This is a genomic window from Rhodococcus sp. JVH1, assembly GCF_000280725.2.
GTDB classification, from domain to species: domain Bacteria; phylum Actinomycetota; class Actinomycetes; order Mycobacteriales; family Mycobacteriaceae; genus Rhodococcus_F; species Rhodococcus_F jostii_A.
Genome location: NZ_CP166289.1, coordinates 3,898,345 through 3,924,376 on the forward strand (window position 1 = coordinate 3,898,345; position 26,032 = coordinate 3,924,376).

Genomic DNA, 26,032 nt, shown 5'->3' on the forward strand with positions numbered 1-26,032 from the left:
GCCGGCCCTCTATCCTGACGCGTATGACTGAACCCGTGGCAACCGCTGACCTGGCAGACGAGATCGGACCCGACATCCGGAGCTGCGACACGCAGTTCATCCAGTTCGGCGGCCGTGAAGTGTTCTCCGGCCCCATCACGACCATCAAGTGCTTCCAGGACAACCTGCTGGTCAAGCAGACCCTCGGCGAACCCGGCAACGGCGGCGTCCTGGTGGTCGACGGTGACGCCAGCATCCACACCGCCCTGGTCGGCGACATCATCGCCGGACGCGGCGTCGACAACGGCTGGGCCGGTGTGATCGTCAACGGCGCGGTCCGCGACTCGGCGATCCTGAAGACCCTCGACATCGGTGTCAAGGCACTGGGCACCAACCCCCGCAAGAGCACCCAGACCGGCTCCGGCGAGAAGAACGTCCCGATCGAGATCGGCGGCGTCACGTTCAATCCCGGCGAGACCGTCTACAGCGATCAGGACGGCGTCGTCGTCCGCTGACCCGACGAGAACCGCGCGAACCCCGAGGAGGCGTCGATGTCCGACGAAATCCGTTCCAAGGTAGCCGGGCTGATGCCCGCGGCCCGTGACGAACTCGCCGAACTGGTGGCGATGCGGTCGGTGGCCGATCCGCGGCAGTTCTCACCGGAGGAATGCGTTCGCGCCGCCGAATGGGTCCGGGACGCCTTCCTCGGGGCCGGAATCGGACAGGTCGAACTCCTCGAGACATCCGACGGGTCACACGCCGTCGTCGGACATCAGCCCGCGCCCGCCGGGGCCCCGACGGTACTGCTGTACTGCCACTACGACGTTCAACCGCCCGGCGACGAGAAACTCTGGCACACCGACCCCTTCACCCTCACCGAGCGGGACGGCCGCTGGTACGGGCGCGGCGCTGCCGACTGCAAGGGCAACATCGTGATGCACCTGCTGGCGCTGCGTGCACTCGGCACCCCGTTCCCCGTCGGCATCAGAATCGTCGCCGAAGGGTCCGAGGAGATGGGCACCGGCGGGCTCGAGAACCTCGTCGAGGCCAGGCCCGAACTCTTCGACGCCGACATGATCCTCGTCGTCGACACCGGAAACGCCGCGGTCGGCAGCCCGACCGTCACCACGACGCTGCGCGGCATCGCGAACGTCGTGGTCCACGTCGAGACCCTGGCCGGGGAGGTGCATTCGGGCATGTTCGGCGGGCCCGCCCCCGACGCGCTGGCCGCCCTCGTCCAGATGCTCGCCACCCTGCGTGACGCGGACGGCAACACCGTCGTCGACGGGCTCGAGTCGGACCAGAAGTGGACGGGCGTCGACTACCCCGAGGCGCAGTTCCGCACCGACGCCGGCGTGCTCGACGGTGTGCGTCTCGCCGGTTCGAGTTCCGTCGCCGACGCCGTGTGGGCACGGCCGGCGCTGACGATCCTCGGCATCGACTGCCCGCCGGTGGTCGGCTCGGCCGCCGCCATCTCGCCGCGCGCATCGGCGCGCCTCAACCTGCGGGTGCCACCCGGAATGGACCCGCAGAAGGCGCAGGACGCGCTCGCCGCGCACCTCGAGAACGCCGCCCCGTGGGATGCGCGGGTGACGGTGGAACGCGAAGCGGTGGGCTCCCCGTTCCGCGCCACCACCGACGGTCCCGGCTACGCGGCCCTCGGTGCGGCGATGGAGGAGGCGTTCGGGAAGGAACTCGGAACCGCCGGGCAGGGCGGCTCCATCCCACTGTGCAACGTCTTCTCCGCCGTCCTCCCGACAGCGGAGATCGCCCTGATCGGGGTGGAGGAACCGCGCTGCCTCATCCACGCCCCCAACGAAAGTGTGGATCCCGGCGAAATCGAGAACCTCGCCGTCGCCGAAGCGCTGTTCCTGCAGAGATTCGCGACCGCCGGCCGTCAGGACTGAGAACTCACCCGAGCCGTCATCCCACCGATCTCCACGACGTCCCCGTCCCGTAACTGCCGCCCCCGCCGCACCTCGACCTCTCCGTTCACCGACACGAGTCCGTCGGCGATCACTTCCTTCGCCTCGGCACCCGACTCGATGAGGTTGGCGAGCTTGAGGAATTGGCCGAGACGGATGGATTCGTCGCGGATCGGGACGGCGTCGTGGATGTCGGACATGCCTCTATCTTCCCTCTCGACCCAAATCGCGGCCCGACGGCTCACACTGAACACTGGAACACCTGTCTCCCGTGATCGGTACGTATCTCTCGCCGGGAAGGAAACGCTCGATGTCAGCTAGCACCGAGACACACCACGCGTCCGAGGCGGCCGTCCCCACCGCACCACGGCCCCGGCCCGGCCTCGGCACGAAGAACGGGCGCCTGCACCAGGTTCCCCACATCGCGGGACTGATCCTGGGCGTCTTCTCGGTGCTCGTGTTCCTGTGGAGCATTTCGCCGGTGCTGCGCTACTACGTGCACGTGCCGCGGGAGTACGTCGACACCTACTACTTCGACGCCCCCGACACCAGCCTGTCGTGGGCTCTGGTGGTCGCGCTGCTCGCAGCGGCGCTGGCGAGTCGCAAGCGGATCGCCTGGTGGCTGCTCACGATCTACCTGGTTCTGTTCCTGATCACCAACGTGATCGTGAGCATCACGGACAAGAACGTGAATGCGATGGTCGCCGCCGTGGTCCAGGTGGTGCTGATCGGCATCCTCATCGCGGCCCGCCCGGAGTTCTACACCCGAGTCCGGCGCGGCGCCGGCTGGAAAGCCCTCGGCGTACTCATCGTCGGGCTTGCCATCGGCACGCTCCTCGGTTGGGGCCTCGTCGAACTGTTCCCCGGCACCCTGCCGCAGAATGAACGTTTCCTGTGGGCGCTGAATCGCGTGACCGCGCTCGCCGCCGCCGACAACGAACAATTCACCGGGCGCCCACACGGATTCGTCAACACCCTCCTCGGCCTGTTCGGTGCGATCGCACTTCTCGCCGCCGTCATCACCCTGTTCCGTGCCCAACGCTCCCACAACGCGCTCACCGGCAACGACGAATCTGCGTTGCGCGGGCTCCTGCTGCAGTACGGCGCGGACGACTCCCTCGGCTACTTCGCCACCCGCCGCGACAAGGCCGTCGTGTTCGCACCCAGCGGGAAGGCGGCCATCACCTACCGCGTCGAGCTCGGCGTGTGCCTGGCGAGCGGCGACCCGATCGGCGACCCGGAGGCGTGGCCCCACGCGATCGAGGAGTGGCAGGCACTCGCGTCCCAATACGGCTGGGCCACCGCCGTGATGGGCGCCAGCGAAACCGGCGCCACCGCGTACAACAAGGCCGGTCTCACCGTGCTCCAGCTGGGCGACGAAGCCATCCTCCGCACCCGCGAATTCAACCTCAGCGGGCGCGACATGCGGCAGGTCCGCCAGGCCGTCACCCGTGTCCGGCGTCAGGGCGTCACCGTCCGGATCCGCAGACACCGGGACGTCCCGGCGGAGGAGATGGCCGAGACCATCCGGCTCGCGGACGCGTGGCGCGACACCGAGACCGAGCGCGGTTTCTCCATGGCCCTCGGCCGGCTCGGTGACCGCCTCGACGGCGACTGCCTGCTGGTGGAGGCGGTCGCCGAGGACGGCGAGATCGACGGCATCCTGTCGTTGGTGCCGTGGGGGCCGACCGGTGTCTCCCTCGACCTGATGCGACGCAAGCCGACGTCCCCCAACGGGGTGGTGGAGCTGATGGTGTCCGAACTGGCCACCACCTCGGATCAATTCGGCATCACCAAGGTGTCACTGAACTTCGCGGTGTTCCGCTCCGTCTTCGAGGAAGGCTCCCGCATCGGGGCCGGACCCATCCTGCGGATCTGGCGTTCGATCCTCGTCTTCTTCTCCCGCTGGTGGCAGCTCGAGGCGCTGTACCGGTCGAACGTCAAGTACCAGCCGGAATGGGTGCCGCGGTTCCTCTGCTTCGAGGACAACCGGGAACTGCTGCGCGTCGGATTCGCGTCGGCCGTCGCGGAAGGATTCGTGACCCTGCCCCGCTTCGGCCGCTCCGGAACCCGGGACGCCCTCGAGCACACCGGCACCCACGCCGCGGTCCCCGCCGCACTCGTCGCCGCCGAAGGACTGCACTCCGACGGCAGCGCACCCGGCGAAGGTCTCGCACCGGCGGCGACCGGCCCGAAACGTCCCGAGCAGGTCCGCGTCCGGCTCGACAAACTGGCCGGCCTCGCCGAACAGGGCATCGATCCCTATCCCGTCGCGTATCCGCCCAGCCACACGGTGAGCGAGGCCGTGGAGTCGCCGGAGGGGACGACGGTCCGCATCGCGGGCCGCCTGCTCCGGATCCGCGACTACGGCGGCGTCGTGTTCGCGGTGGTCCGGGACTGGTCCGGCGACATCCAGATCCTCGTCGACGAGGCCCGGGTGGGTACCGACCGCATCCGGGCGTTCGCCGCCGAGTTCGACCTCGGTGACCTCGTCGAGGTCGCCGGCGTCATCGGATACAGCCGCCGCGGCGCGCTGTCGCTGCTCGCGAACGAATGGCGCATGACCGGCAAGTGCCTGCACCCCCTGCCGGACAAGTGGAAGGGCCTGTCCGACCCGGAGACCCGCGTCCGGCAGCGGTACGTCGACCTGGCCATCAACTCCGATGCCCGCCGACTGCTCGAGGCCCGCAGCGCCGTCGTGAAGTCGCTGCGCGATTCGCTCGGCGGGCGCGGCTTCCTCGAGGTGGAGACACCGATCCTGCAGCAGGTGCACGGCGGCGCCAACGCGGCCCCGTTCCTCACCCACATCAACGCCTACAACCTGGACCTGTACCTGCGGATCGCGCCGGAGCTGTACCTCAAGCGGCTGTGCGTCGCCGGCATGGAGAAGGTGTTCGAGATCGGCCGCGTCTTCCGCAACGAGGGCGTCGATTTCAAACACAATCCCGAGTTCACGATCCTCGAGGCGTACGAGGCGCACAGCGACTACGAGAAGATGATGGTGCTGTGCCGGGAGCTCATCCAGACCGCGGCGATCGCGGCGTACGGACGCGAGATCATCATGCGGCCCGGCCCCGACGGCGCGCTGGTGGAGGTCGACATCTCCGGCGAATGGCCCGTCAAGACGATGCACCAGGCGGTCGCCGAAAAGCTCGGCGTCGACGTCTCACCGGAAACGCCGCTAACGGAACTGCAACGGCTGTGCGACGAGCACGAGATCCCGTACCAGTCCACCTGGGACGCCGGCGCCGTCGCGCAGGAAATGTACGAGCACCTGGTGGAGGACTACACCGAGTTCCCCACCTTCTACACCAACTTCCCGACGTCGATGTCACCGCTCACCCGGCCGCACCCCACGATTCCCGGGGTCGCCGCGAAGTGGGACCTCGTCGCGTGGGGCGTCGAACTCGGCACCGCGTACAGCGAACTCACCGACCCGGTGGATCAGCGGAACCGGCTCACCGAGCAGTCGATGCTCGCGGCCGGCGGCGACGAGGAGGCGATGGAACTCGACGAGGACTTCCTGCAGGCCCTCGAGCACGCCATGCCCCCGACCGGCGGGCTCGGCATGGGCGTCGACCGGGTGGTCATGCTCATCACCGGCGGCAGCATCCGTGAAACCCTCGCGTTCCCCCTGGCCAAGCCGAGGCAATGACCTCCCGTGGCCGGGTGGCCGTCGCGGCGCTGCTGATCCTCGGCGCCATCGGCTACGCGTCGTGGCTGCTCGAATTCGTCCTCGACACCGGCATCGATCCGCTGCGGGGGTACGCGAGCGAACTCGCCGCCGCGGACCAGCCGTACGGAATCTGGTTCCGGACCGGCGACCTGCTGACCGGATGCATCGTCGCCGTGGCCGGGGTGCTCGGACTGTCGCGGTACTCGCAGGGCTGGGTGACGGCAGTCGGGTGGCTCGCGCTGATCGTGTTCGCGGTCGCGACCATCACGGATTCGCGCCTGCCGATGAGTTGCGCGGCCACCAACGACCCCGTCTGCGCCGCGCGTGAGGCCGCCGGACACCTGCCGCTCACCCATGATCTGCACGCCGTGACCAGCGCGTCCGCCTCGACGGGTGGCGTGGTGTCGTCCCTCGCGTTCCTGTTGGCCGCGTTCCGCTACGGCTGGCCGGCCTGGTTGAAAATTACCGGCGTGGCCGTGGCAACGGTGTTCGTCGGGGGCACGATATGGACGCTGACGGCCGCGGGACTGCGCGGCGACCAGGACGCCTGGCTCGGGCTCGGCCAGCGCGTCCAGCTGCTCGCCTTCTGCGGATGGCTGATCTTCGTGGCGCTCAGCGTGATTCACGTCACCCCGGAAAGGGATGGTTCCACGTGAAACGTCCTGGGGAAATTGTCGCGGGAGTGCACGTGGTGGTCGACGGCGAGGGCCCACCCGTCGTCCTCTACGGCGGCCTGGGCGGGAACTGGTTCGACTGGGACGAGGTGACCGAGCTGCTGTCCGGGAGCTGCCTCGTAGTGCGGATCGATCGTCCCGGGTACGGCTTCAGTCCCCCGTCCGACGAGCGGCCGTCCGCCCGCGGCGAGGCCGGGAGAATCGCCGACGTTCTCGACGCGCTGTCCGTGACCACCCCCGTGGTGCTCGTCGGCCACTCGCTCGGCGGCATCTACGTCGAGGCCTTCGCCCGGCTGTACCCCGACCGAACCGGCGGCGTGATCCTGCTGGACGCCACCGTCACGGCCCATCCGCACCGCGTGATCCCGACCCGATGGCGCGTCACGATCGGCAGGCGGGTGGCCCGAACGGCCACCAGGGTGGGGCTGCAACGCCTCCTCGGGCCCACGGTCCGCCGGATCCTGAACCACTCGACACCCCCCGACGGAATCGCGCCGGGCACCCGTCGATGGGTCGAGCGGATCTACCGCGAGCCGGCGTATCTCGAATCCTCGATCGTCGAGAACGCGTCGTACCCGGCGCTGGCTCAGGAGCTGGCCGCGCTGCGCGAGACCACGACGATGACGGCGCCCGTCGTCGTGGCCGCCGCCCACACCGGACGTCCGACACCGTGGGGGTCGGCGTGGATCCGCATGCAGAGACAGTTCGCTGAGTTCCTCGGTGCCGCGTTCCGCGTCGTGCGTCCCGCGCACCACCACGCCATGATCGATCAGCCCGGCCAGATCGCGGCACTGGTACGGGAGCTGGCAAGCTGATCGACGTGCAACTGCTACTGATCCGCCACGCGCTGCCCGAGCTCGTCACCGCGTCCGAGGGGCGCGCGGACCCCGCACTGACCGAGGAAGGTCACGCCCAGGCCAAGCGGCTGCCTGCCGCGCTGGCCCCGTACCGCATCGCCCGGATCGTGAGCAGCCCGCAGCGCCGGGCACTCGAGACGGCGGCACCGGTCGCCGAGGCCCTCAACCTGCCCGTCACCGAGTACGTCGGCCTCGCGGAATACGACTACGACCTCGACCACTACATCCCGTTCCACGAGGCGGAGGCGCGGGCGCCCGAGGCCTTCGCCCGGATTCGGGCCGGCGAGTTCCCGAAGTCCGTCGACGCCGACGCATTCCGGACACGGGTCTTCGAGTCCCTCGGCCGCATCGTCGACGAGTCCGGCCACGAGGACACCGTCGCCGTATTCGCCCACGGCGGCGTCATCAACGTGTTCCTCCAGGACCTGCTCGGGCTCGACCGGCCCCTCGTGTTCCCGATCGAATACGTCTCCGTGACCCGGGTGCTCGTCTCCCGCAGCGGTGAGCGGCGAGTGGCGTCGGTCAACGAGACCGGTCACGTCAGGGACATGCTGCGCCGATGAGCGGTCGCTAGAGGCCCGGGATCCGGGGCAGCGGAGGGAGCGGAGGCGGCGGCGGGAGGGTCGGCAGCTGAATCTGCGGTAGACCCGGAATGAGGGGACGCGGGGTGGGGGCAGGCGCGGGAGCAGGCTCCGGCACGCTCGCCTCCTCCTCGACCGGGCCCGGAACCGACACCGCGGCCGACGGCGGTGGCGTCGACACCGGTGCCGGTGCGGGCGACGGAGAGACGTCCACGTCACTCGGCTGAGTGGCGACCGGACGTGCGTCACCGTCGGAGCTCTGCAGGTGGCTGCCACCGACGCCGAGACCGAGACCGATCACGGCGACGACGGCCAGCGCACCGCCCGCCAGGGCGCCACCACGGATCACCGGTCTTGCGAATCTCTCGGCACCGATGCGATCCGAAGTATCCGAGCGTTCCTGCGCCAGCAGCGCAGCGCCCTCCGCGGCCACCAGTTCCGGCTGCGCCGGCACGATCACCGGGAGCGCGAGCCACGATTCCATCAGAGACGCGACCAGCGGAATATGCGCGCCGCCCCCGATCAGAACCACCGCGTCCGCAGCACGCCCGGACGATTCGATCACCTCGCGGGCCAGACGCGCCGACGCCTCGACGTGGCGCACGATCAGCGAGTCGAGAATGTCCTGCGAGAGCAGGAGCAGACCGCCGTCGCCGGGCACACACACCGCGGTGTTGGTGGACAGCTCTTCCTTGGCGCGGCGGCAACGGGCGTCGAGCGCCGACTCCGCGGCCTCGTCGGCCGGTGGCGCGATGCGCTTCTCGCCCAGCTGATGGTCGCGGATCAACCGGTCGACGAGATCACCGCTGATCTCGTCCGTGCGCGCCGTCCCGAGCACCGCGCCGGTGAATCGGTCGACGACGGTGACGGTGAGGCCGGAGCTGCCGAGGTCATAGAACACGAGCGTCGCATGGTCGCCGAGCTGCCCCGACTGCTCGAGCATCCGGAGCGCGGCCGTCACTTCCGGTACCAGCCGGCAGTCGATTGCTGCCTGCACGGCAGCGGCCTGCGCCTCGTCCCGGTACGCGACACCGAAGACCTGCACGTCGTCGACGGGCCGCTCGGCCATCACCGTTCCGATGGCATCGGCAACCACGTGTTCCGGGTGCTCGCGGGCGGCGTCCACCGGAAACGACCGGAAGACGGCCCCCTCGTCGTCCGGATACGCCACGCGTACCGCGCTGGCACCCACCGATACACCGAGAACTGAAACCATGGAAAGACTATAACGGTTTGATCACGGAACGCGTGTCGGGGCCTCGCGGCCGCCGGCTTCGTTATATGGGCTCAGAGCCCGGGGATCCGGGGAAACTCCGGCATGGGGAGCGGTGCCGGCGGCGGAATGGTCGGCAGCTGAATCTGCGGCAGACCCGGAATGAGCGGACCAGGCTCCGGTGCGGTCGGCGGAGCCGACGTGTCGGACGGCACGACACTCTGACCCTCGGGGGCGGCCGGTGCCTGAGTCGAACTCTGCGCCTGCGGCTGGTACGTGGTGCGCACCTCGGTCTGCGGCGGGATCACCGGCTGCTCGTCGACCACCGACGGGGCGGCCTCCGAAGGTGGGGCCACATCCGTGGTCGTCGTGGGCTGCGGCGGTATCACTTGCCTCGCTGCCGGTGCCTGCGTGTTCGACTGCGTGGCGGCGGGCTGTGCGTCCTGCTCCGAACCCTGCAGGAGGTCGGTGCCGACACCGAGTCCGAGACCCACCGCGGCGACCACGGCCACCACACTGCCGGCGAGGACGAGGCCACGACGCTTCCGGGCCGGCGCGTACTCCTCGAGCTCAGACTCAGGCTCGGGCTCAGGCTCGGGCTCGGGCTCCAGCTCGGACTCGAGCCCCAACTCCGGCTCGGGCTCCGGCTCGAACCGGTGCTCCGGCACCGCCGCCCCGACGAACTCGTCGGACGTCGGGCGCGCCAGCAGGGCAGCACCCTCGGCCGCCACCAGCTCGGGCTGCGCGGGGACGATCACCGGAAGGTCGAGCCAGGACTCCATCACGGATGTGACCAACGGAATGTGCGCGCCGCCGCCGATCAGCACCGCAGCGTCGGGAAGGCGACCCGAGCGGCGAATGACCTCGCGGGTCAGGCGCGCCGACGTCTCGACCGGGCCCACGATGAGCGAATCGAAACTGTCCTGCGACAGGAGAAGAAGCCCGCCCTCGCCCGGCATGCACACGGCGCCGTTCGTGGACAGCTGCTCCTTCGCATCCCGGCACCGCGCGGCCAGCGCGAGCGCGGCCGCCGCGTCGGCAGGGTGCGCGAAGCGGTGCAGTTCGAGTTGGTTGTCACAGATCAGCCGGTCGACGAGGTCGCCGCTGATCTGGTCCGAACGCGCACTGCTCAGCACCATGCCGGTGTCTCGGTCGACCACGGTGACGGTGAGACCCGAACTGCCGAGGTCATAGAACACGAGCGTCGAGTGGTCGCCGAGTTCTCCGGACATCTCCAGCATCTGGAGCGCGGCCGTCACTTCGGGGACCAATTGGAAGTTGCCGATCTGCAGCCTCGACATCGCAGCCTGCACGGCACCGGCCTGCGCCTCGTCCTGGTATGCGACACCGATGGCCTGCACCTCGTCGGCTTCGTCGCGCTCGGCGAGGACCGTCCCGATGGACTCGGCAGCCAGTTCCTCCGGCCGTTCGAGTGTTGCGGTCACCGAGCGCGATTGGAAGATCGGCGTTTCGAGAGTCACGGCGTCGTGGCACGCGAAGCGCACCGCGCTGGCGCCTACCGATACACCGAGAACTGAAGTCATGACGCCGACTATAACGGTTCGGTCACGGGTCTCGCGCATGAAGCAGACCGGACGGCACGTCAGGCGCTTTTTTGCCGTACCCCCGTGACGCACATCGGGTTCCCGTTCGCGCCATCGACGTCGAAAGCTGCGGAAACGCAGGCCCGCGTGGCGGTATCCGCAACACGCCGCGACTTGTCACGGTCGTGTACGGATGCAGCGTCGGCGTACAAACACGCGACCGCCCGGTCGCGGTGATCCGGCCGCGGTCAGTCGGTTCCGGCGGCAACGTCGACGTGGGCGCCGAACCACTGCAGCGTTCGAGCCCAACCGTCCCGGGCGGCCGCCTCGTTGAACACCGCAGGACGGTCGTCGCAGTGGAAGCCGTGTTCGGCCTCGGCGTAGCGGACGATCTCGGTGTCGACCGGGGCGTGCGCGACCGCGTCACGCAACTCCTCGACTTCCTCGGTCGGAATCCCCTTGTCGCGGTCGCCGAACAGGCCGAGCCACGGCGTTCGGAGCTGCCCGGCGACGTCGAGTTGCGACGGATATCCGAATCGTCCCTTCGCGACGCCACCGCCGTAGAAACTCACCGCCGCCCCGAGTTCGAGGCGCGCCGCCGTGTGGAACGCGACCGTTCCGCCCATGCAGAATCCGACGATCGCGGTGTTCCGCGGGTCGATCGAGGCCGCCGACAGAGCCGCGACGGCCCCGTCGACGTCCTCGTCGATGTGCGCAGCGGTGAGCTCACCGATCAACGACATCGCCGACGTCATGTCGTCGTACTCCAGCACCGGATCGCCGCTCCGGTGGAACAGGTGCGGCGCGACCGCGTGGTATCCGGCGTCGGCGAAACGACGGCAGACGTCGACGATGTGCCCGGTGACGCCGAACGCCTCCTGGATCACGACTACACCGCCGCGGACGGGACCTTCGGGGGTGATGCTGGTGAGTGGTGTGGTCACGAACTACGACTCTAGGAAACCGGCTTCAGCGGGTGGATCGCCGGTGCCCCGGCGAGGTGCTCACCGAACGTCCCGAGCGCGGCCTGGAAGTGCGGCGACTTCATGTGCGCGTCGACCGCCTCCTGACCGGTCCACACCTCGACGGTGACGAAGGTTCCCGCGACCGCGGCTGATTCGAACACCTCGTACGAGATGCAGCCCTCTTCCTTGCGGCTCTCCGCGGCCAGCGCGGACAGTCCGCCGCGGACGGTGTCCTCGGAACCGGGCTTGGCAGGAATGGTCGCTACGACATGCAGATCGGACATCGACTCCCTTTCGTGAACGCCACCTCGTGTGGCCCGTCTCACGTAAGCACAGTTGGGTCGGCTAGGAAACCCGAAGTCGCGTCAAATAATCGGCGACCTTCGGTTCGTCCCAGCCGTGCGCTTCACGGAGACCGTCCGCGATGGTCGCGAGATAGGCGGGCGCCGGCGCGTTCCGGGCGACGACGTCACCGCGGGCCCGGGTGGTGAACGTGCACATGGGGACACCGTTGCGGGAGCCGAGAGTGACGAGACGGTCGTAGCAGGCGGGTTCCTGCGCGTGGATGTCCTCGAACTGTTCCTGTGTCACCAGGAATGCGCGGGCCGCGACGGAGCCGGGCGCGTCGGGGTCGTAGAACGCGCGGCCGCCGCCCCAGATCCGCGACTCTCCCGCGAAGAACACCGAGCCGGGTATCACCACCGGTATCGACTCGCGCGGGGCGCTCCCGTCGCGGGCACCCGCGTGCACGAGGTTGCCCCCGGCCGGGCAACCACCACGCAGGTAGCAGGTCAGACGCGTCGTCGCCATGTTCGATCCATAGCTGACGTACCAGATCAGCACACAAACGACCGTACTCGGACAAGATGGTCACATGAATCTTCTCGGCGAAGTCAGGGGCTGGCGCAGCGGTTCGCGGAAGCATCACCGCCTGCGGGACCTCGACGGCACCCTCGTCGTGATCACCGGCGGTGGCAGCGGGATCGGCCGCGAGACGGCGCTGGCGTTCGCGTCCGAGGGTGCCGTCGTGGTGGTCGCCGACCGCGATCTCGAATCCGCGCAGCAGACCTCCGATCTCATCAACTCCGCCCAGATGAAGGGCGGTGGTGCGGTGGCCATCTTCGGTGGCGGCTCCCACGCCTATCGGGTGGACGTCGCGGTGGAGGACGAGGTGCAGCGCTTCGCGGAGCAGGTGCAGGCCGAGCACGGCACCCCCGACATCGTGGTCAACAACGCCGGGATCGGATACTCGGGCACGTTCACGAAGACCCCGCAGAAGGATTTCGAGCGGGTGATGGACGTGAATTTCTGGGGTGTCGTCTACGGCTCTCGCGCGTTCTCCCAGCAGATGATCGACCGCGGAACCGGTGGGCACATCGTCAACCTGTCCTCCGCCGCGGCCTTCACGCCGCAGAAGCGGCTCACCGCGTACGCGACGAGCAAGGCCGCGGTGTTCATGCTGTCGGACTGTCTCCGTGCGGAATTGGTGAATCACGGCATCGGCGTCAGCGCGATCTGTCCCGGACTTGTCCACACCAACATCGTCAAGGCCACCGACTTCGCCGGAGCCACACCGGAGGACCAGGCGAAGATGCGGGACCGGGCCGACAAGCTCTACCGCAGACGCGGTTTCACCCCTGACCGGGTGGCGACGCAGATCGTGAGGGCCGTCAAGCACAACAAGGCCGTCGTCCCCGTCACGCCCGAGGCCAAGTTCGGGCGGGCGATGAGCCGCCTGGCCCCGGGCAGCATGCGGCTCGGCGCCCGCTTCGACCTCGGCTGATCCGAACCGTCAGGGGGTGGGGGCCTGCACCCGGCCGGTGTAGGCGTCCATGCTGTGGTACACACCGAGCCGGTCGGCCAGACGGTCCCAGGCACGTACGGGCAGGACGGCTTTCGCCACCCGCGACAGATACAGCGACCGCGGCAGCATCAGCAGCGGCTTCCCCTGTTTCATCGCCCGCCAGGACCGGGCCGTGACGTCCTCCGGGCTGAGGATCGGGGCGAACAGGGGATTCTTCACACCGTCGAACATGCCGGTGGAGATGTAGCTCGGGCACACGGTGGTGACCTTGACGTGCCCGTGACCGGCCTGGACCAGTTCGAGTCGCAGCGAATCGCTCCAGCCCAGGACAGCCCACTTCGACGCCGCATAGACGGCCATCCTCGGTGTCGCCACGGTCCCCGCGGCCGAGGCGATGTTCACGATGCGGCAGTCCCGGCCGCGGTCCTCGATCATGGCGGGCAGGAACTCGTTGGTCACGTACATCGGCGCGAGTGTGTTGACGTCCATCACGAATTTCGTGTCCGACTCGTGGTCGTGATCCCAGAAGTACTTGCCGCGCACCACACCGGCGTTGTTGACGAGCACGTCGGGACGACCGAACGCACCCCGCACCTCGGCGGCCGCCGCGCGGACGGAATCGAGGTCGGCGACGTCGACGACGTGTGCGCTGACGGTGCACCCCGATTCGCGCACTTCCTGCGCCGTGGATTCGAGCGCGTCGGCGTCGATGTCCCACAACACCACCGTGCCCGCGTGGTCGGCGGCGGCGAGGCGGGCGAAGAGACGTCCCATCCCCATTGCCGCCCCGGTGATCAGGACCGTCTTGCCCGCTGCCGAGAATGCCACGTCATGCTCTCCTTCGATCGACACCGGCCGGGTCGGCGGGCTCGTGGTAGAGGGTTTCGATCCGGTGCTTCAACGTCACCTGTGCGCGTCGCAGCGCCTGCCACACCACCGGTGCGGCCACACCGCCGAGCAGTTGTCCGGCCGGTCTGCCGGGACGGTGGTAGCGGAAGTCGACGGTGAGCGCCGTTTCGTCCGGGCTGAGCGCGTCGAATGTCCAGACCGATCCGTGCACGCCGTGATCGGCCTCGACGACGAGCCGGCGGCCCGGATCCGACGCGACCACCCGGGCGCGGGACGGCAGCGAGATCGCACCGGCCACGGTGTCCGGATCACCGAGGTACTCGAACGCCATCGCGGGCGGAACGACGATGACCGTGGTGCTGCGTAAGCCGATCGGCGAACGCCCGGGGCTGCGGGGGCCGGACAGGCAGAGCTGAATGGACAAGACGGATATCCCAACGTGTCGACGTCCGAGGCGAAGAGTGTGTGGTACATCGATGTACCGCATACTGTCGACGGTATACGGAAACGCAGCGACAGGGAAGACTACGATTCGATTCGATGACGAAACCCCAGCAAGACGCCGGTGACGGGCGCGCTGCCCGGTGGCGCGGCCAACGCGAGAAGCGGCGCTCGGAGTTCGTCGAACGAGCACTCGTCGCCATCGACGAAGAAGGCCCCGACGTGTCGGTCGCAACGATGGCCGTGTACGCCGAGGTCGCGCGAACCCGCATCTACCGGCACTTCGACGACAGCACCGACCTCAAGAACGCCGTCGCTCGGCGGGTCGCGGCGATGATGCTCCTCGAATACGCGCCCGTGATCACCGTCGACGGCGCACCGCGCGCCATCCTCACCCGCGCCGCCCGCACCCACCTCGACTGGGTCACCGAACACGCCAACCTGTACCGCTACCTGACGTCGTTCTCCCCCGCGGCCGGAGAGGTGCGGCGGGCCATCAGCACCGCGGTCTCCGACATGCTCCACCCCTACCTGGACGCCCTCGGCGCCGCCGCCACCGCGACACCACTGGCCAATGCGCTGATCGGGGTGGTCGAGTCGGTGTCCGCCGAGTGGATCGACCGCCCGGGCGGCACCGACGTCGGCGCGTTGACCGAACAGCTGGCCGCGTGGGCGTGGGCGCTGGTCGACACCACGATGCGCAGCCGCGGCGCGGTCCTCGACCCGGACAGTCCCCTACCGGCCCCCGACGACCTCCGCACGTGAGTGGGAAAGCGTGCCGGAACACACTTTCGCACTCACGTGCGGGACCAGCGGGTCAGGTACTCGCGCTCGGTGGCGGTGATGCGGCGTAGCCGCTGGGCATCGACATCCGCGACGGCCATCTGAGTGGTGGCGGTGACGGCGGGCGGGTCGGTGATCGGAGTACGCGCACCCCGCACCTCGTAACCGATGGTGAAGTCGACCGCCCGGTGTTTCGCGATCCACATCGTGATCCGCAGGGGACTGTCGGAGTGCCGCAACTGTCCCCGGTACTTCACGTGGATGTCGGCGATGAATGCGCTCGTGATGAGCGACGAGTTCTCACTGCCCTCGCTGAGCAGCCAGTCGATCCGGGCCTCCTCGAGCAACGTCACCATCCGCGCATGGTTGATGTGCTGGAAGGCGTCCATGTCGGACCACCGGACGGTCACGAAGGCGTCGTAGCCGACGACGGCGGCAGGGGTGTCAGTCACGTCGGACATCATCCCCTGCCGCCGTCGGCCGAACTCACGCGATGTCGCGCAACCAGTTCCTCAGCCACGCCGTGGCGGGCGTGCCCGATCCGTCGACGGCGTAGCGGGTGTAGTCCTGGTGAGCCTGCGACTTGTAGAACTGCTCCAACTCGTCGATGCGCCTCTCGTTGGACTGCTCGTCCAGCTGAGCCATCAGGGCCGGCACACCGCCGACAGCGAGGATGTCGTTCCAGATCGCGAGCGCTTCCTGCTGGTAGCGGCCGAACAGCGTCGGCGTCGGATCCGACGTCTGTGCGAGGAATCCGGCGAGCCTGGTCACGAAGTCTTCCTTCGGCGTGGAGCAGTACAGGTCGCCGTACGCGCAGAAGGTCCGAGTGTTCTGGCTGACCCAGCCGAACCCGCCGATGCGGGGACCACCGGCGCCGCTGCCGGCGACGGGAGGTCCGACGAGGGCGTCGGTCGGCGACCGCCGCGGATCGGAGACGAGTCCGACGGCCGCGATCTTGTCGGCGGGGACGACACCGAGGCCGGTGCCGATCTCCGCAGCGAGATCACCTGCGGCGTCGGCGCCCTGGCTGTAACCGATGATCGACAGCTTGGTGTCGGGGCACTGCTGCGACATCGACGACAGCATGCCCTTGGCATTGCTGACCGCCTGCGCCTTCGAGCGCCCGTACACCTCGGACTCCCACGGGAAGGCCGTGGCGGCGTACGTGACGTAGTCGGTGCGGATCGACGACGGCAGACCATTCGTCACCGCGGACAGCAGACCCGGCGTCGGCCTGACATTGTCCTTGGTGGACGTTTCCCACGTCCCCGGAATCGCGACCACGTACAGACTCGGGCAGGGGTCCGCGTTCGCTACTGCGCTCGTGCCCACCACACCCGATACCACCGGGATGGCTGCCGCAGCAGCCACTGCGGTCAGAAATGCAATAACCCGTTTCATTGCCATGGCCTCAACCTGTTCTCCCCTTCGCCGTCCTGCAGACGGGATGCTGCCAGGGCGACGTGACCTAAAGATGCACGATCGGTAAATGAACGTTACCGACCGAACGTGACCCCCGCACGATAAACCGACACCCCGGTAGGAAAACCTACCGGGGTGCGGATTGTACGAGCAGTTACAGCTACCGCTGCGGGGCGGTGGTGGTCTCGATCGGAGACGGCAGCGCCGACTCGCCCTCGAGGTACGCATCGACCGCGGCGGCCGCGGAGCGACCCTCGGCGATGGCCCACACGATCAGCGACTGACCACGTCCCATGTCGCCGGCCACGAAGACGCCGTCGACGTTGGTGGCCCACTTCGCGGAGCGGGCGACGTTGCCGCGCTCGTTGAGGTCGACGCCGAGATCGGTGAGCAGGCCAGGCTTCTCGGGTCCGACGAAGCCCATCGCCAGCAGCACGAGGTCGGCCTCGAGCTCGAAGTCCGAGCCCTCCACCTTCTCGAAGCGACCCGACTTCATCTCGACCTCGTGGGCCTTCAGTGCGGTCACCTTGCCGTCGACACCGACGAACCGTTCCGTGTTCACGGAGAAGAGGCGTTCGCCGCCCTCCTCGTGCGCGGACGCGACCCGGTACATCAGCGGGTACGTCGGCCACGGGGTGTGCTCGGCGCGGGTCTCGGGCGGTCTCGGCATGATCTCGAACTGGTGAACGCTCTCGGCACCCTGACGGTGCGAGGTGCCCAGGCAGTCCGCGCCGGTGTCGCCGCCGCCGATGATGACGACCTTCTTGCCCTCCGCGGTGATGGTCGGCTTCTCCAGGTCGCCGAGCTGCACGCGGTTGGCGATCGGCAGGAACTCCATCGCCTGATGGATGCCGTCCAGCTCGCGGCCGGGGATCGGCAGGTCGCGGGCCTCGGTGGCACCGCCGGCCAGGACCACGGCGTCGAACTGCTCGCGCAGTGCGTCCGCGGTGATGTCGACACCCACGTTGACACCCGTCTTGAAGACGGTGCCCTCGGAGTTCATCTGGTCGAGACGGCGATCGATGTGCCGCTTCTCCATCTTGAACTCGGGGATGCCGTACCGCAGGAGCCCGCCGATGCGGTCGGCCCGCTCGAACACGGTGACCATGTGCCCGGCGCGCGTCAGCTGCTGCGCTGCAGCGAGACCCGCGGGACCGGAACCGACGACGGCGACCTTCTTGCCCGTCGACCGCGTCGGGTGCACCGGCTTGACCCAGCCCTCGTCGAAGGCGCGGTCGATGAGCTCGACCTCGACCTGCTTGATGGTGACGGGGTCCTGGTTGATGCCCAGGACGCACGACGCCTCACAGGGTGCGGGGCACAGCCGCCCGGTGAACTCCGGGAAGTTGTTGGTCGCGTGCAGACGCTCGATGCCGTCGTGCCACCGGTCCCGGTACACCAGGTCGTTCCACTCGGGAATCAGGTTCCCCAGCGGACAGCCGTTGTGGCAGAACGGGATACCGCAGTCCATGCACCGGCTGGCCTGAGTCTTCAGGGTGTCCGGCGAGAACTCCTCGTAGACCTCGTTCCAGTCGAGCAGGCGCAACGGCACCGGCCGGCGAACCGGAAGTTCGCGTGACGTGTGCTTCAGGAAGCCGCTTGGATCACCCACGAGCTGCCTCCATCACTGCCTCGTCCACGTTCTTTCCATCCTTCTTCGCGGCCTCGATGGCCAAGAGCACCTTCTTGTAATCGCGGGGCATCACCTTCGCGAAATGGTTGACCTGCTGCGACCAGTCGGACAGGATGCGCGCGGCAACCTCCGAGCCCGTCTCGTCGCGGTGACGCTCGATGGCGGACTTCAGCCAGGTGAAGTCGTCACCCGTCAGGTCCTCGAGATCCACCAGTTCCGTGTTGAGGTTGTCCTCGAACACCTTGTCCGGGTTGTAGACGTACGCGACACCACCGGACATGCCGGCGCCGAAGTTACGTCCCGTCGCACCGAGGATGACGACCTTTCCGCCGGTCATGTACTCGCAACCGTGGTCGCCGACTCCCTCCACCACCGCGGTGGCGCCGGAGTTGCGGACCGCGAATCGCTCGCCGACGACACCGCGGAGCAGAGCCTCACCGCTCGTGGCACCGAACAGGATCACGTTGCCGCCGATGATGTTGTCCTCGGCGACGAAGCCGGGGGCGGTCTCCAGCGGCGGACGCACCACGAGGCGTCCACCGGACAGGCCCTTGCCGACGAAGTCGTTGGCATCGCCGTGCAGGCGCAGAGTCATGCCCTTGGGGACGAACGCACCGAAGCTGTTACCGGCCGAACCGGTGAACGTGATGTCGATCGTGTTGTCCGGCAGGCCCTCGCCGCCGTACGCCTTCGTCACCTCATGGCCGAGCATGGTGCCGACCGTGCGGTTGACGTTGGTGATCGGCGACTCGAACGTGACCTTCTGGCCCTTGTCGAGAGCGTTGCGGCTCTGGACGATCAGCTGCTGGTCGAGTGCCTTGTCGAGGCCGTGGTCCTGGGTGCCTGTGCAGTACAGGTCCTGGTCCATGAACGCCGACTCGGTCTCGTGCAGGATCGGCGACAGGTCGAGGTTGCCGGCCTTGCTGCCCTTCCAGTGCTCGAGCGCCTTCGTGGTGTCGAGGACGTCGACCTGTCCGACGGCTTCGTCGAGGGTGCGGAAGCCGAGCTCGGCGAGGAGCTCTCGCACCTCTTCGGCGATGAAGAGGAAGAAGTTCTCCACGAACTCCGGCTTGCCGCTGAACCGCTTGCGCAGAACCGGGTTCTGCGTGGCGACACCCACGGGGCAGGTGTCGAGGTGACAGACCCGCATCATGATGCAGCCCGACACCACCAGCGGAGCGGTCGCGAAACCGAACTCCTCGCCGCCGAGCAGCGCGGCGACCATGACGTCGCGGCCCGTCTTGAGCTGGCCGTCGACCTGCACGACGATGCGGTCGCGCAGACCGTTGAGCAGCAGCGTCTGCTGGGTCTCGGCGAGGCCGAGCTCCCACGGGGCGCCCGCGTGCTTCATCGACGTCAGCGGGGTGGCACCGGTGCCACCGTCGTGACCGGAGATCAGCACGACGTCCGCGTGTGCCTTCGACACACCGGCGGCGACGGTGCCGACACCGACCTCGGACACCAGCTTCACGTGGATCCGCGCCTGCGGGTTGGCGTTCTTCAGGTCGTGGATCAGCTGCGCGAGATCCTCGATCGAGTAGATGTCGTGGTGCGGCGGCGGCGAGATCAGCCCGACGCCGGGCGTGGAGTGCCGGACCTCGGCCACCCACGGGTACACCTTGTGCGCCGGCAGCTGGCCGCCCTCACCGGGCTTCGCTCCCTGCGCCATCTTGATCTGGATGTCGGTGCAGTTGGTCAGGTAGTGCGACGTGACACCGAAGCGTCCCGACGCGACCTGCTTGATCGCGGACCGCCGCCAGTCGCCGTTCTCGTCCGGGGTGAAGCGGGCCGGGCTCTCGCCGCCCTCACCGGAGTTGGACCGGCCGCCGAGGCGGTTCATGGCGATGGCGAGGGTCTCGTGCGCCTCGGCGGAGATGGAGCCGTAGCTCATCGCACCCGTCGAGAAGCGCTTGACGATCTCGGTGGCGGGCTCGACCTCGTCCAGCGGGACGGGCTCGCGCACGCCCTTCTTGAACTCGAAGAGGCCGCGCAACGCTGCGAGGCGCTCGGACTGGTCGTCGACCAGCTTCGTGTACTCCTTGAACACCTCGTACTGCCCGGTGCGCGTGGAGTGCTGCAGCTTGAACACCGTGTCCGGGTTGAACAGGTGGTACTCGCCCTCGCGACGCCACTGGTACTCGCCGCCCACCTCGAGCTCGCGGTGCGCGCGCTCCTCGGGACGGTCCAGGTACGCGTTGGAGTGGCGCACCGCGACATCGGCGGCGATCTGGTCGAGACCGATGCCGCCGAGGCTGGACTGCAAGCCGGTGAAGTACTCGTCGACCAGTTCCTGCGACAGGCCGATGACCTGGAACAGCTGAGCGCCGGTGTAGGACGCCAGGGTGGAGATGCCCATCTTGGACATCACCTTGAGCACACCCTTGCCCGCGGCCTTGATGTAGTTCTGGATGGCCTTGTCGAGGCTGACGCCCTGCAGTTCGTTGTTCTGCACCGCCTCGTCGACGGTCTCGAACGCCATGTACGGGTTGACCGCTGCCGCACCGAAGCCGATGAGGAGCGCCATGTGGTGCACCTCGCGGGCGTCGCCGGCCTCGACGATGAGGCCGACCTTGGTGCGGGTCTTCTCACGCACCAGGTGGTGGTGCACGGCCGACGTCAGCAGCAGCGACGGGATGGGCGCGTACGTCTCGTTCGACTCACGGTCGGACAGGACGACGAGGCGCGCACCGCCGGCAATGGCCTCCGACACCTGGTAGCGGACGTCGTCGAGGGCCTTGCGCAGGCCCGCGCCGCCCTCCGCGACCGGGTACAGACCGCGGACGATGACGCTGCGGAAGTTCGGGAATTCGCCGTCGTCGTTGACGTGAATGAGCTTCGACAGGTCGTCGTTGTGCAGGATCGGCTGCGGCAGGAAGATCTGCCGGCAGGACTCCGCGGTGGGGTGCAGCAGGTCGTGCTCGGGACCGATGGTGCCGCCGAGGCTGGTGACGACCTCCTCGCGGATGGCGTCGAGCGGCGGGTTCGTGACCTGCGCGAACAGCTGCGAGAAGTAGTCGAACAGCATCCGCGACCGCGAGGACAGCACGGCGATCGGGGTGTCGGTACCCATGGAGCCGAGCGCCTCGGCGCCGGAGAGCGCCATCGGCTTGACGAGGAGGTTGACCTCTTCGTTGGTGTACCCGAACATCAGCTGACGCAGCACGACGCGTTCGTGCGACATGTACGTGTACGGGCGGTCCGGCAGGTCGTCCATGTGGGTCAGACCCTGGTCGAGCCACTCCTGGTAGGGGTGCTCGGCGGCCAGTTCCGACTTGATCTCGTCGTCGCTGATGATGCGGCCCTCGGCCGTGTCGACGAGGAACATGCGGCCGGGCTGCAGCCGGATCTTCTTCACGACGGTGGCGGGGTCGATCGGCAGGACGCCGACCTCGGAGGCCATGACGACGAGGCCGTCGTCGGTCACCCAGAGGCGCGAGGGACGCAGGCCGTTGCGGTCCAGGACGGCGCCGATGACGGTGCCGTCGGTGAAGCACACCGACGCCGGTCCGTCCCACGGCTCCATGAGCGACGAGTGGTACTGGTAGAACGCCCGCCGTGCGGGGTCCATGCTCTCGTGCCGTTCCCAGGCTTCCGGGATCATCATCAGCACGGCGTGCGGCAGGCTGCGGCCACCGAGGTGCAGCATCTCGAGCACCTCGTCGAACCGCGCGGTGTCGCTGGCGCCGTTCGTGCAGACCGGGAAGATCTTCTCCAGCTGGCTGCGCCGATCCTTGCCGGGCCCAACCTCTCCTGACCCACCGAAGATGTCGCTGTCGATGAGCGCCTCACGGGCACGCATCCAGTTCTCGTTGCCGGTGACGGTGTTGATCTCACCGTTGTGGGCCACGCGCCGGAACGGGTGGGCCAGCGGCCACGACGGGAACGTGTTGGTGGAGAAGCGCGAGTGCACGAGGCCGAGGGCCGACTCGAGCCGCTCGTCCTGCAGGTCCAGGTAGAAACCCTTGAGCTGCGGGGTGGTCAGCATGCCCTTGTAGACGAACGTCTGGCTCGACAGGCTCGGGAAGTACACGGTCTCGCGACCGGGGCCGTCCTTGCCGGCGCCTTCGCTGCCCAGCTCGTGCTCGGTGCGCTTACGGACCACGTAGGCGCGACGCTCGAGGTCGAGTCCGGTGAGGGCGTCGTTCTCGCTGCCGATGAAGATCTGCCGGAACGTCGGCATGGCGTCGCGGGCCAGTGCGCCGAGCGACGAGTCGTCGGTGGCGACCTCACGCCAGCCGAGGACCTTCAGGCCCTCGCTCTCGACGATCTTCTCGACGGCGTCGGCTGCGCGCTGCGCGTCGGCCTTGCTCTGCGGCAGGAACGCGATGCCGGTGGCGTACGTGCCTTCCGCGGGCAGCGGAAAGTCGACCACGGCGCGGAAGAACTTGTCCGGGACCTGGAGGAGGATGCCGGCGCCGTCACCCGTGTTGGGTTCGGAGCCCGCGGCACCACGGTGCTCGAGGTTCACCAGCGCGGTGATCGCCTTCTCGACGATGTCCCTGCTGCGGCGGCCCTTCATGTCCACGACGAACGCGACACCACAGGAATCGTGCTCGTTCGACGGGTGATACAGCCCCTGGGGGCCTGGAAGTTGCTTCATACCTAGCCTTCGTATGCCAAAAGATGCACCGACGACCAGCAGCGCTGATGGCCATCAACTTGCAAAGCAGGTGCCGTCACGACGTGATCGGCACCACCGATCGGCTATCGCCCTTTTGCAGCACGCTGGGTGTGGTCCTCGCACCGGGCGACGTGGCTTTTCGGTCGGGTCGGACTTTCGTGGGTCCAACGTGTAACGAAAACGATAATTCAGAACCCCCGACGAAACACAACTTAGGTTGGCCTATTCACCCTCTGAACTGGGCATTGTCGAGGGCGGACCTCGTCCGACTGCACTGAGTACATGTTAAGTGAGCGCGCCGAGCACCGCTGTAATTCCCGCAGTCGGATCGAAATCGAGATCCGGGACGGTGAGTTGATGAAGGATTACACCGTCCAGGTAGTCGGTGATCACCACTGCGTCGGAAGCCGGGTTCCTCGATCCCACGAGTTCCAGCATGTCCGCGCCCCATTCTACGAGCACTCGGCGCGCCGACCCGATCTTCGCGTCCAAGCCCGGTGTCACGGACGCCTCGACGAAGAGTGCGTAGCGGGCACTCGTGCGCACGCGGTCCGGACCAGTGGAGAAATTCACGAAGGCAACCAGCGCCTCGACCAGTGCGTCTCTGCTGTCGGGCCGGAGGTGCGCGAACTTCTGCCAGTCCTCCCGGTCACGTTCGACGAGCCGTGTGACGATCCCCTCGAGCAGCGCGCCCCGGCTACGGAAGTAGTTGGACGTCGACCCCTGCGGCATTCCGACCAGCTCGTCGACACCCCGATGGGTGAGAGCCCGGACGCCTTTCGTGCCGAGCAGCTCGATGGCGGCGTCGAGCACCTGCTCCCGTTTGTCTGCCATACCCCGACACTACAACGGTAGTAAATTCACTACACCCGTAGTAGCCTGGTGGTCGTGACGCACTCCGCAGCAGTCCTCGGCGGCGGCATCGGCGGACTCGCCGTCGCCCGCTACCTGTCCCGCGCCGGCTGGCACGTCGATGTCTACGAGCGTGCCGACACCCTGCCCACGTCGGGCACCGCACTCGGCATGTGGCCGCAGGCCCTCGACGCGCTGGACGCGATCGGCGCAGGTGATCGGGTTCGCACGCTGGGATCACCCCAGCACCGCGGTTCGCTCCTGCGCCCCGACGGATCCGTGATCGGCACCATCGACAACCGCAACCGCACCGCCTACCTGCTGTCTCGGCCCGCCCTGCTGGCCACACTGGCCGAGGCCCTGCCCGACGGCATGATCTCGTTCGGCACACCGGCACCCGCCCTCGACGCGCTGACGGACCACGACGTCGTGATCGGTGCGGACGGTCTGCGCAGCCCGACCCGCCGACAACTGTTCGGCGAGAAGTTCGAGCCACGGTACGTAGGCGCGACCGCCTGGCGCGGGTGGGTGCCCGGCCATCGCGACACCGTCAGCGAAACCTGGGACACGGACGCACTTTTCGGCATCACCCCGCGCGACGGCGATCTCGTCAACTGGTTCGCGTGCGTCCGCACCGACGCAGGCCACCCCGGCGGCCTCGACTACCTCCGGTCACGGTTCGGGAACTGGCACGCAGACGTCCGGGCAGTACTGGATGCCGCCACTCCCGACGCGATGCTCCACCACGACCTGTACGAGTCGCCCGCGCTGCCGTCGTACGTGTCGGGCAACGCGGCCCTGCTCGGCGACGCGGCCCACGCGATGGCGCCGAACCTCGGCCGGGGCGCCTGCGAGGCCCTCGTCGACGCGGTCGCGCTCGGCCGATTCCTCACCGCCGACACCGACATTCACACCGCGCTGCGCGGGTACGACCGTGCGCGGCGGCCCGCGACGCGGCGGCTGGTGCGTGGATCGCGCGCCATGTCCTCCGTCGCGATGACCGGCCGTCTCCGTCCGCTGCGCGATCTGTCGGTGAAGCTGGCCGCGGGCCTGGCCTGACCGGAATGCGGGGGCGCGGGAACGCTTGCCCGTCTGGTACTTTGCCGCGGTAGGGGGACGAGAAAGAACCGGGGGCGGTCATGGGGGCGGTGGACGACGGCTGCGGCAGTGTGCCGGCAGCACGGACGTATCTCATCGGGGAAACAACACATCCACCTGGTCGGTGGAGGCATTCTGCTGTGCTCGCTTCCCTCTTTCGGTGCCTCTGAACTGCACCACTCTTGCGTTTGCTTCGTCAGCACCAGTCCGTTCGATCACCATGTCCATTCGACTTCGGGAGTGAAAGACTTGAGAATCCGCATGCACGCTCTGGCAGCCGCTGTTTCGGTGTCCGCCGCAGCACTGCTCGGCGCCGCGCCGGCACACGCCGCTCCGACCACCCCGCCGTCCACGTCGCAGCCGGGCGTCACCGACCCCTCGGCCACCCCCACCACGTCGCAGCCCGGCGTGTCGGTCCCGACGACACCGCCCACCACGTCGCAGCCGGGCGTCACCGACCCGGCCGCTCCGGCCGCGGCACCGCCCGCTCCCCCGCAGGCTCCGCTGGCGGTGCCGGGTGTCGAGACGGTCGTGCCTGCTGCTCCCGACCTGGCAGCGCCCGCCGCCGAGGGAGCCGTCGACGAGGCACCGGCCGCCCGGCCGGCGACCGTGTGGATCGACCCCGACGACATGCCGAGGGCACACCAGGCTCCCGTCGCCCCCGTACTTCCGGTGCCGAAGCCGGTCGTCGAGGTGAACGCCGCCGTCGACACACTGGTCGGCGCGGTGCCCGTGGCCGTCAACGGACGCCAGTACGGCAACCCCGAGGGCTACGTCGGCACCATCGACTGGCGCGTCGGCGACGCCACCGGCACCGCGGGCATCGCCGTCGACCCGTCCTCGCCGACGGCGGCCACCGTCTCCGCGTTCTCGGCCGATTCCCACGCCGAGCACCCCACCAATTGGTCTGCGCCCGTAAACGTCACACCCGTCGCCGCCGCGATCACGGATGCGGCCCACCGGTACCCGGCGTTCGGGGAGCTGGTTCGAACGATCGCGTCCCTGCCCGCACCGCAACTGCCGAAGCTGCAGTCGACCGACAGCGGTCCGGCCACCACCACGATCGGCGGCGTGAACGTGCGCAGCCAGGCGACGCTGCACGTGTGATCCGAATC

23 protein-coding genes are annotated in these 26,032 nt (G+C 68.4%); 10 read left to right on the top strand and 13 right to left on the bottom strand.

Annotated elements, in window-relative coordinates; all coding sequences use genetic code 11:
- Positions 1-23: 23 nt before the first annotated feature.
- Together rraA and JVH1_RS17950 are read left to right on the top strand one after the other, a co-directional pair.
- Positions 24-494 (top strand): ribonuclease E activity regulator RraA, encoded by a 471-nt coding sequence (gene rraA, locus JVH1_RS17945; protein WP_005563989.1) that lies wholly within the window; start codon positions 24-26, stop codon positions 492-494.
- 36 nt (positions 495-530) lie between these two features.
- On the top strand, positions 531-1,886 hold the full coding sequence (locus JVH1_RS17950; protein ID WP_009476804.1) for a dipeptidase: 1,356 nt from the start codon (positions 531-533) through the stop codon (positions 1,884-1,886).
- On the opposite strand, the gene JVH1_RS17955 is transcribed toward JVH1_RS17950, so the two are convergent.
- Positions 1,877-2,104, bottom strand: coding sequence for an RNA-binding S4 domain-containing protein (locus JVH1_RS17955; RefSeq protein WP_005263380.1), 228 nt, complete (start codon positions 2,102-2,104; stop codon positions 1,877-1,879). The two genes, JVH1_RS17950 and JVH1_RS17955, sit on opposite strands and share 10 nt — an antisense overlap.
- 110 nt (positions 2,105-2,214) lie before the next feature.
- On the opposite strand from JVH1_RS17955, the gene lysX reads away from it, so the two are divergent.
- The 4 genes from lysX to JVH1_RS17975 are packed head-to-tail and all read left to right on the top strand — an operon-like array spanning position 2,215 to position 7,674.
- Complete coding sequence (gene lysX, locus JVH1_RS17960; RefSeq protein ID WP_009476803.1) at positions 2,215-5,559, top strand: bifunctional lysylphosphatidylglycerol synthetase/lysine--tRNA ligase LysX; 3,345 nt, start codon at positions 2,215-2,217, stop codon at positions 5,557-5,559.
- The gene (locus tag JVH1_RS17965) at positions 5,556-6,236 is read left to right on the top strand and encodes a DUF998 domain-containing protein (protein ID WP_011596304.1); all 681 of its coding nucleotides are present in this window, start codon (positions 5,556-5,558) and stop codon (positions 6,234-6,236) included. The genes lysX and JVH1_RS17965 overlap by 4 nt, the downstream gene beginning before the upstream one ends.
- A 14-nt stretch (positions 6,237-6,250) precedes the next feature.
- Positions 6,251-7,069: an alpha/beta fold hydrolase gene (locus JVH1_RS17970; RefSeq protein ID WP_043780347.1), complete on the top strand. Its 819-nt coding sequence runs from the start codon at positions 6,251-6,253 to the stop codon at positions 7,067-7,069.
- Between the two features lie 5 nt (positions 7,070-7,074).
- Complete coding sequence (locus tag JVH1_RS17975; RefSeq protein WP_009476800.1) at positions 7,075-7,674, top strand: histidine phosphatase family protein; 600 nt, start codon at positions 7,075-7,077, stop codon at positions 7,672-7,674.
- A gap of 7 nt (positions 7,675-7,681) precedes the next feature.
- Here the strand turns inward: JVH1_RS17975 and JVH1_RS17980 are convergent, their stop codons facing one another.
- The 5 genes from JVH1_RS17980 to JVH1_RS18000 form a co-directional block, all read right to left on the bottom strand.
- Positions 7,682-8,908, bottom strand: coding sequence for an Hsp70 family protein (locus JVH1_RS17980; protein WP_043780320.1), 1,227 nt, complete (start codon positions 8,906-8,908; stop codon positions 7,682-7,684).
- Positions 8,909-8,979: 71 nt separating this feature from the next.
- Positions 8,980-10,449: an Hsp70 family protein gene (locus tag JVH1_RS17985; protein ID WP_192817847.1), complete on the bottom strand. Its 1,470-nt coding sequence runs from the start codon at positions 10,447-10,449 to the stop codon at positions 8,980-8,982.
- Positions 10,450-10,697: 248 nt separating this feature from the next.
- Positions 10,698-11,393, bottom strand: a complete 696-nt coding sequence (locus JVH1_RS17990; RefSeq protein ID WP_009476797.1) for a dienelactone hydrolase family protein — start codon at positions 11,391-11,393, stop codon at positions 10,698-10,700.
- A gap of 11 nt (positions 11,394-11,404) precedes the next feature.
- Complete coding sequence (locus JVH1_RS17995; RefSeq protein WP_009476796.1) at positions 11,405-11,698, bottom strand: putative quinol monooxygenase; 294 nt, start codon at positions 11,696-11,698, stop codon at positions 11,405-11,407.
- A gap of 61 nt (positions 11,699-11,759) precedes the next feature.
- On the bottom strand, positions 11,760-12,257 hold the full coding sequence (locus JVH1_RS18000; RefSeq protein ID WP_009476795.1) for a hypothetical protein: 498 nt from the start codon (positions 12,255-12,257) through the stop codon (positions 11,760-11,762).
- 31 nt (positions 12,258-12,288) lie between these two features.
- Between JVH1_RS18000 and JVH1_RS18005 the strand changes: the two genes are divergently transcribed.
- Positions 12,289-13,197 (top strand): SDR family NAD(P)-dependent oxidoreductase, encoded by a 909-nt coding sequence (locus JVH1_RS18005; protein ID WP_009476794.1) that lies wholly within the window; start codon positions 12,289-12,291, stop codon positions 13,195-13,197.
- Between the two features lie 9 nt (positions 13,198-13,206).
- Here JVH1_RS18005 and JVH1_RS18010 read toward each other — a convergent pair whose 3' ends face one another.
- Both JVH1_RS18010 and JVH1_RS18015 read right to left on the bottom strand, forming a co-directional pair.
- Positions 13,207-14,046: an SDR family oxidoreductase gene (locus JVH1_RS18010; RefSeq protein WP_009476793.1), complete on the bottom strand. Its 840-nt coding sequence runs from the start codon at positions 14,044-14,046 to the stop codon at positions 13,207-13,209.
- Position 14,047: 1 nt separating this feature from the next.
- Positions 14,048-14,491 carry a hypothetical protein gene (locus JVH1_RS18015; protein ID WP_009476792.1) on the bottom strand — a complete coding sequence of 148 codons (444 nt, stop codon included), beginning with the start codon at positions 14,489-14,491 and terminating at the stop codon, positions 14,048-14,050.
- A 116-nt stretch (positions 14,492-14,607) separates the two neighbouring features.
- Between JVH1_RS18015 and JVH1_RS18020 the strand changes: the two genes are divergently transcribed.
- Entirely contained in the window at positions 14,608-15,273 is a 666-nt protein-coding gene (locus tag JVH1_RS18020) for a TetR/AcrR family transcriptional regulator (protein ID WP_009476791.1), read from the top strand.
- A 32-nt stretch (positions 15,274-15,305) separates the two neighbouring features.
- On the opposite strand, the gene JVH1_RS18025 is transcribed toward JVH1_RS18020, so the two are convergent.
- The 5 genes from JVH1_RS18025 to JVH1_RS18045 form a co-directional block, all read right to left on the bottom strand.
- Positions 15,306-15,755, bottom strand: a complete 450-nt coding sequence (locus tag JVH1_RS18025; protein ID WP_083849797.1) for a thioesterase family protein — start codon at positions 15,753-15,755, stop codon at positions 15,306-15,308.
- A 22-nt stretch (positions 15,756-15,777) separates the two neighbouring features.
- Complete coding sequence (locus JVH1_RS18030) at positions 15,778-16,692, bottom strand: cutinase family protein (protein WP_009476789.1); 915 nt, start codon at positions 16,690-16,692, stop codon at positions 15,778-15,780.
- Positions 16,693-16,873: 181 nt separating this feature from the next.
- The gene (locus JVH1_RS18035) at positions 16,874-18,325 is read right to left on the bottom strand and encodes a glutamate synthase subunit beta (protein WP_009476788.1); all 1,452 of its coding nucleotides are present in this window, start codon (positions 18,323-18,325) and stop codon (positions 16,874-16,876) included.
- The gene (gltB, locus tag JVH1_RS18040; RefSeq protein ID WP_009476787.1) at positions 18,318-22,946 is read right to left on the bottom strand and encodes a glutamate synthase large subunit; all 4,629 of its coding nucleotides are present in this window, start codon (positions 22,944-22,946) and stop codon (positions 18,318-18,320) included. The genes JVH1_RS18035 and gltB overlap by 8 nt, the downstream gene beginning before the upstream one ends.
- A 306-nt stretch (positions 22,947-23,252) precedes the next feature.
- Positions 23,253-23,801, bottom strand: coding sequence for a TetR/AcrR family transcriptional regulator (locus tag JVH1_RS18045; protein ID WP_009476786.1), 549 nt, complete (start codon positions 23,799-23,801; stop codon positions 23,253-23,255).
- A gap of 54 nt (positions 23,802-23,855) precedes the next feature.
- Between JVH1_RS18045 and JVH1_RS18050 the strand changes: the two genes are divergently transcribed.
- Both JVH1_RS18050 and JVH1_RS18055 read left to right on the top strand, forming a co-directional pair.
- Complete coding sequence (locus tag JVH1_RS18050) at positions 23,856-24,878, top strand: FAD-dependent oxidoreductase (protein WP_237735221.1); 1,023 nt, start codon at positions 23,856-23,858, stop codon at positions 24,876-24,878.
- A 300-nt stretch (positions 24,879-25,178) separates the two neighbouring features.
- The gene (locus tag JVH1_RS18055) at positions 25,179-26,024 is read left to right on the top strand and encodes a hypothetical protein (protein ID WP_043780317.1); all 846 of its coding nucleotides are present in this window, start codon (positions 25,179-25,181) and stop codon (positions 26,022-26,024) included.
- The last annotated feature ends 8 nt before the right edge of the window (positions 26,025-26,032 follow it).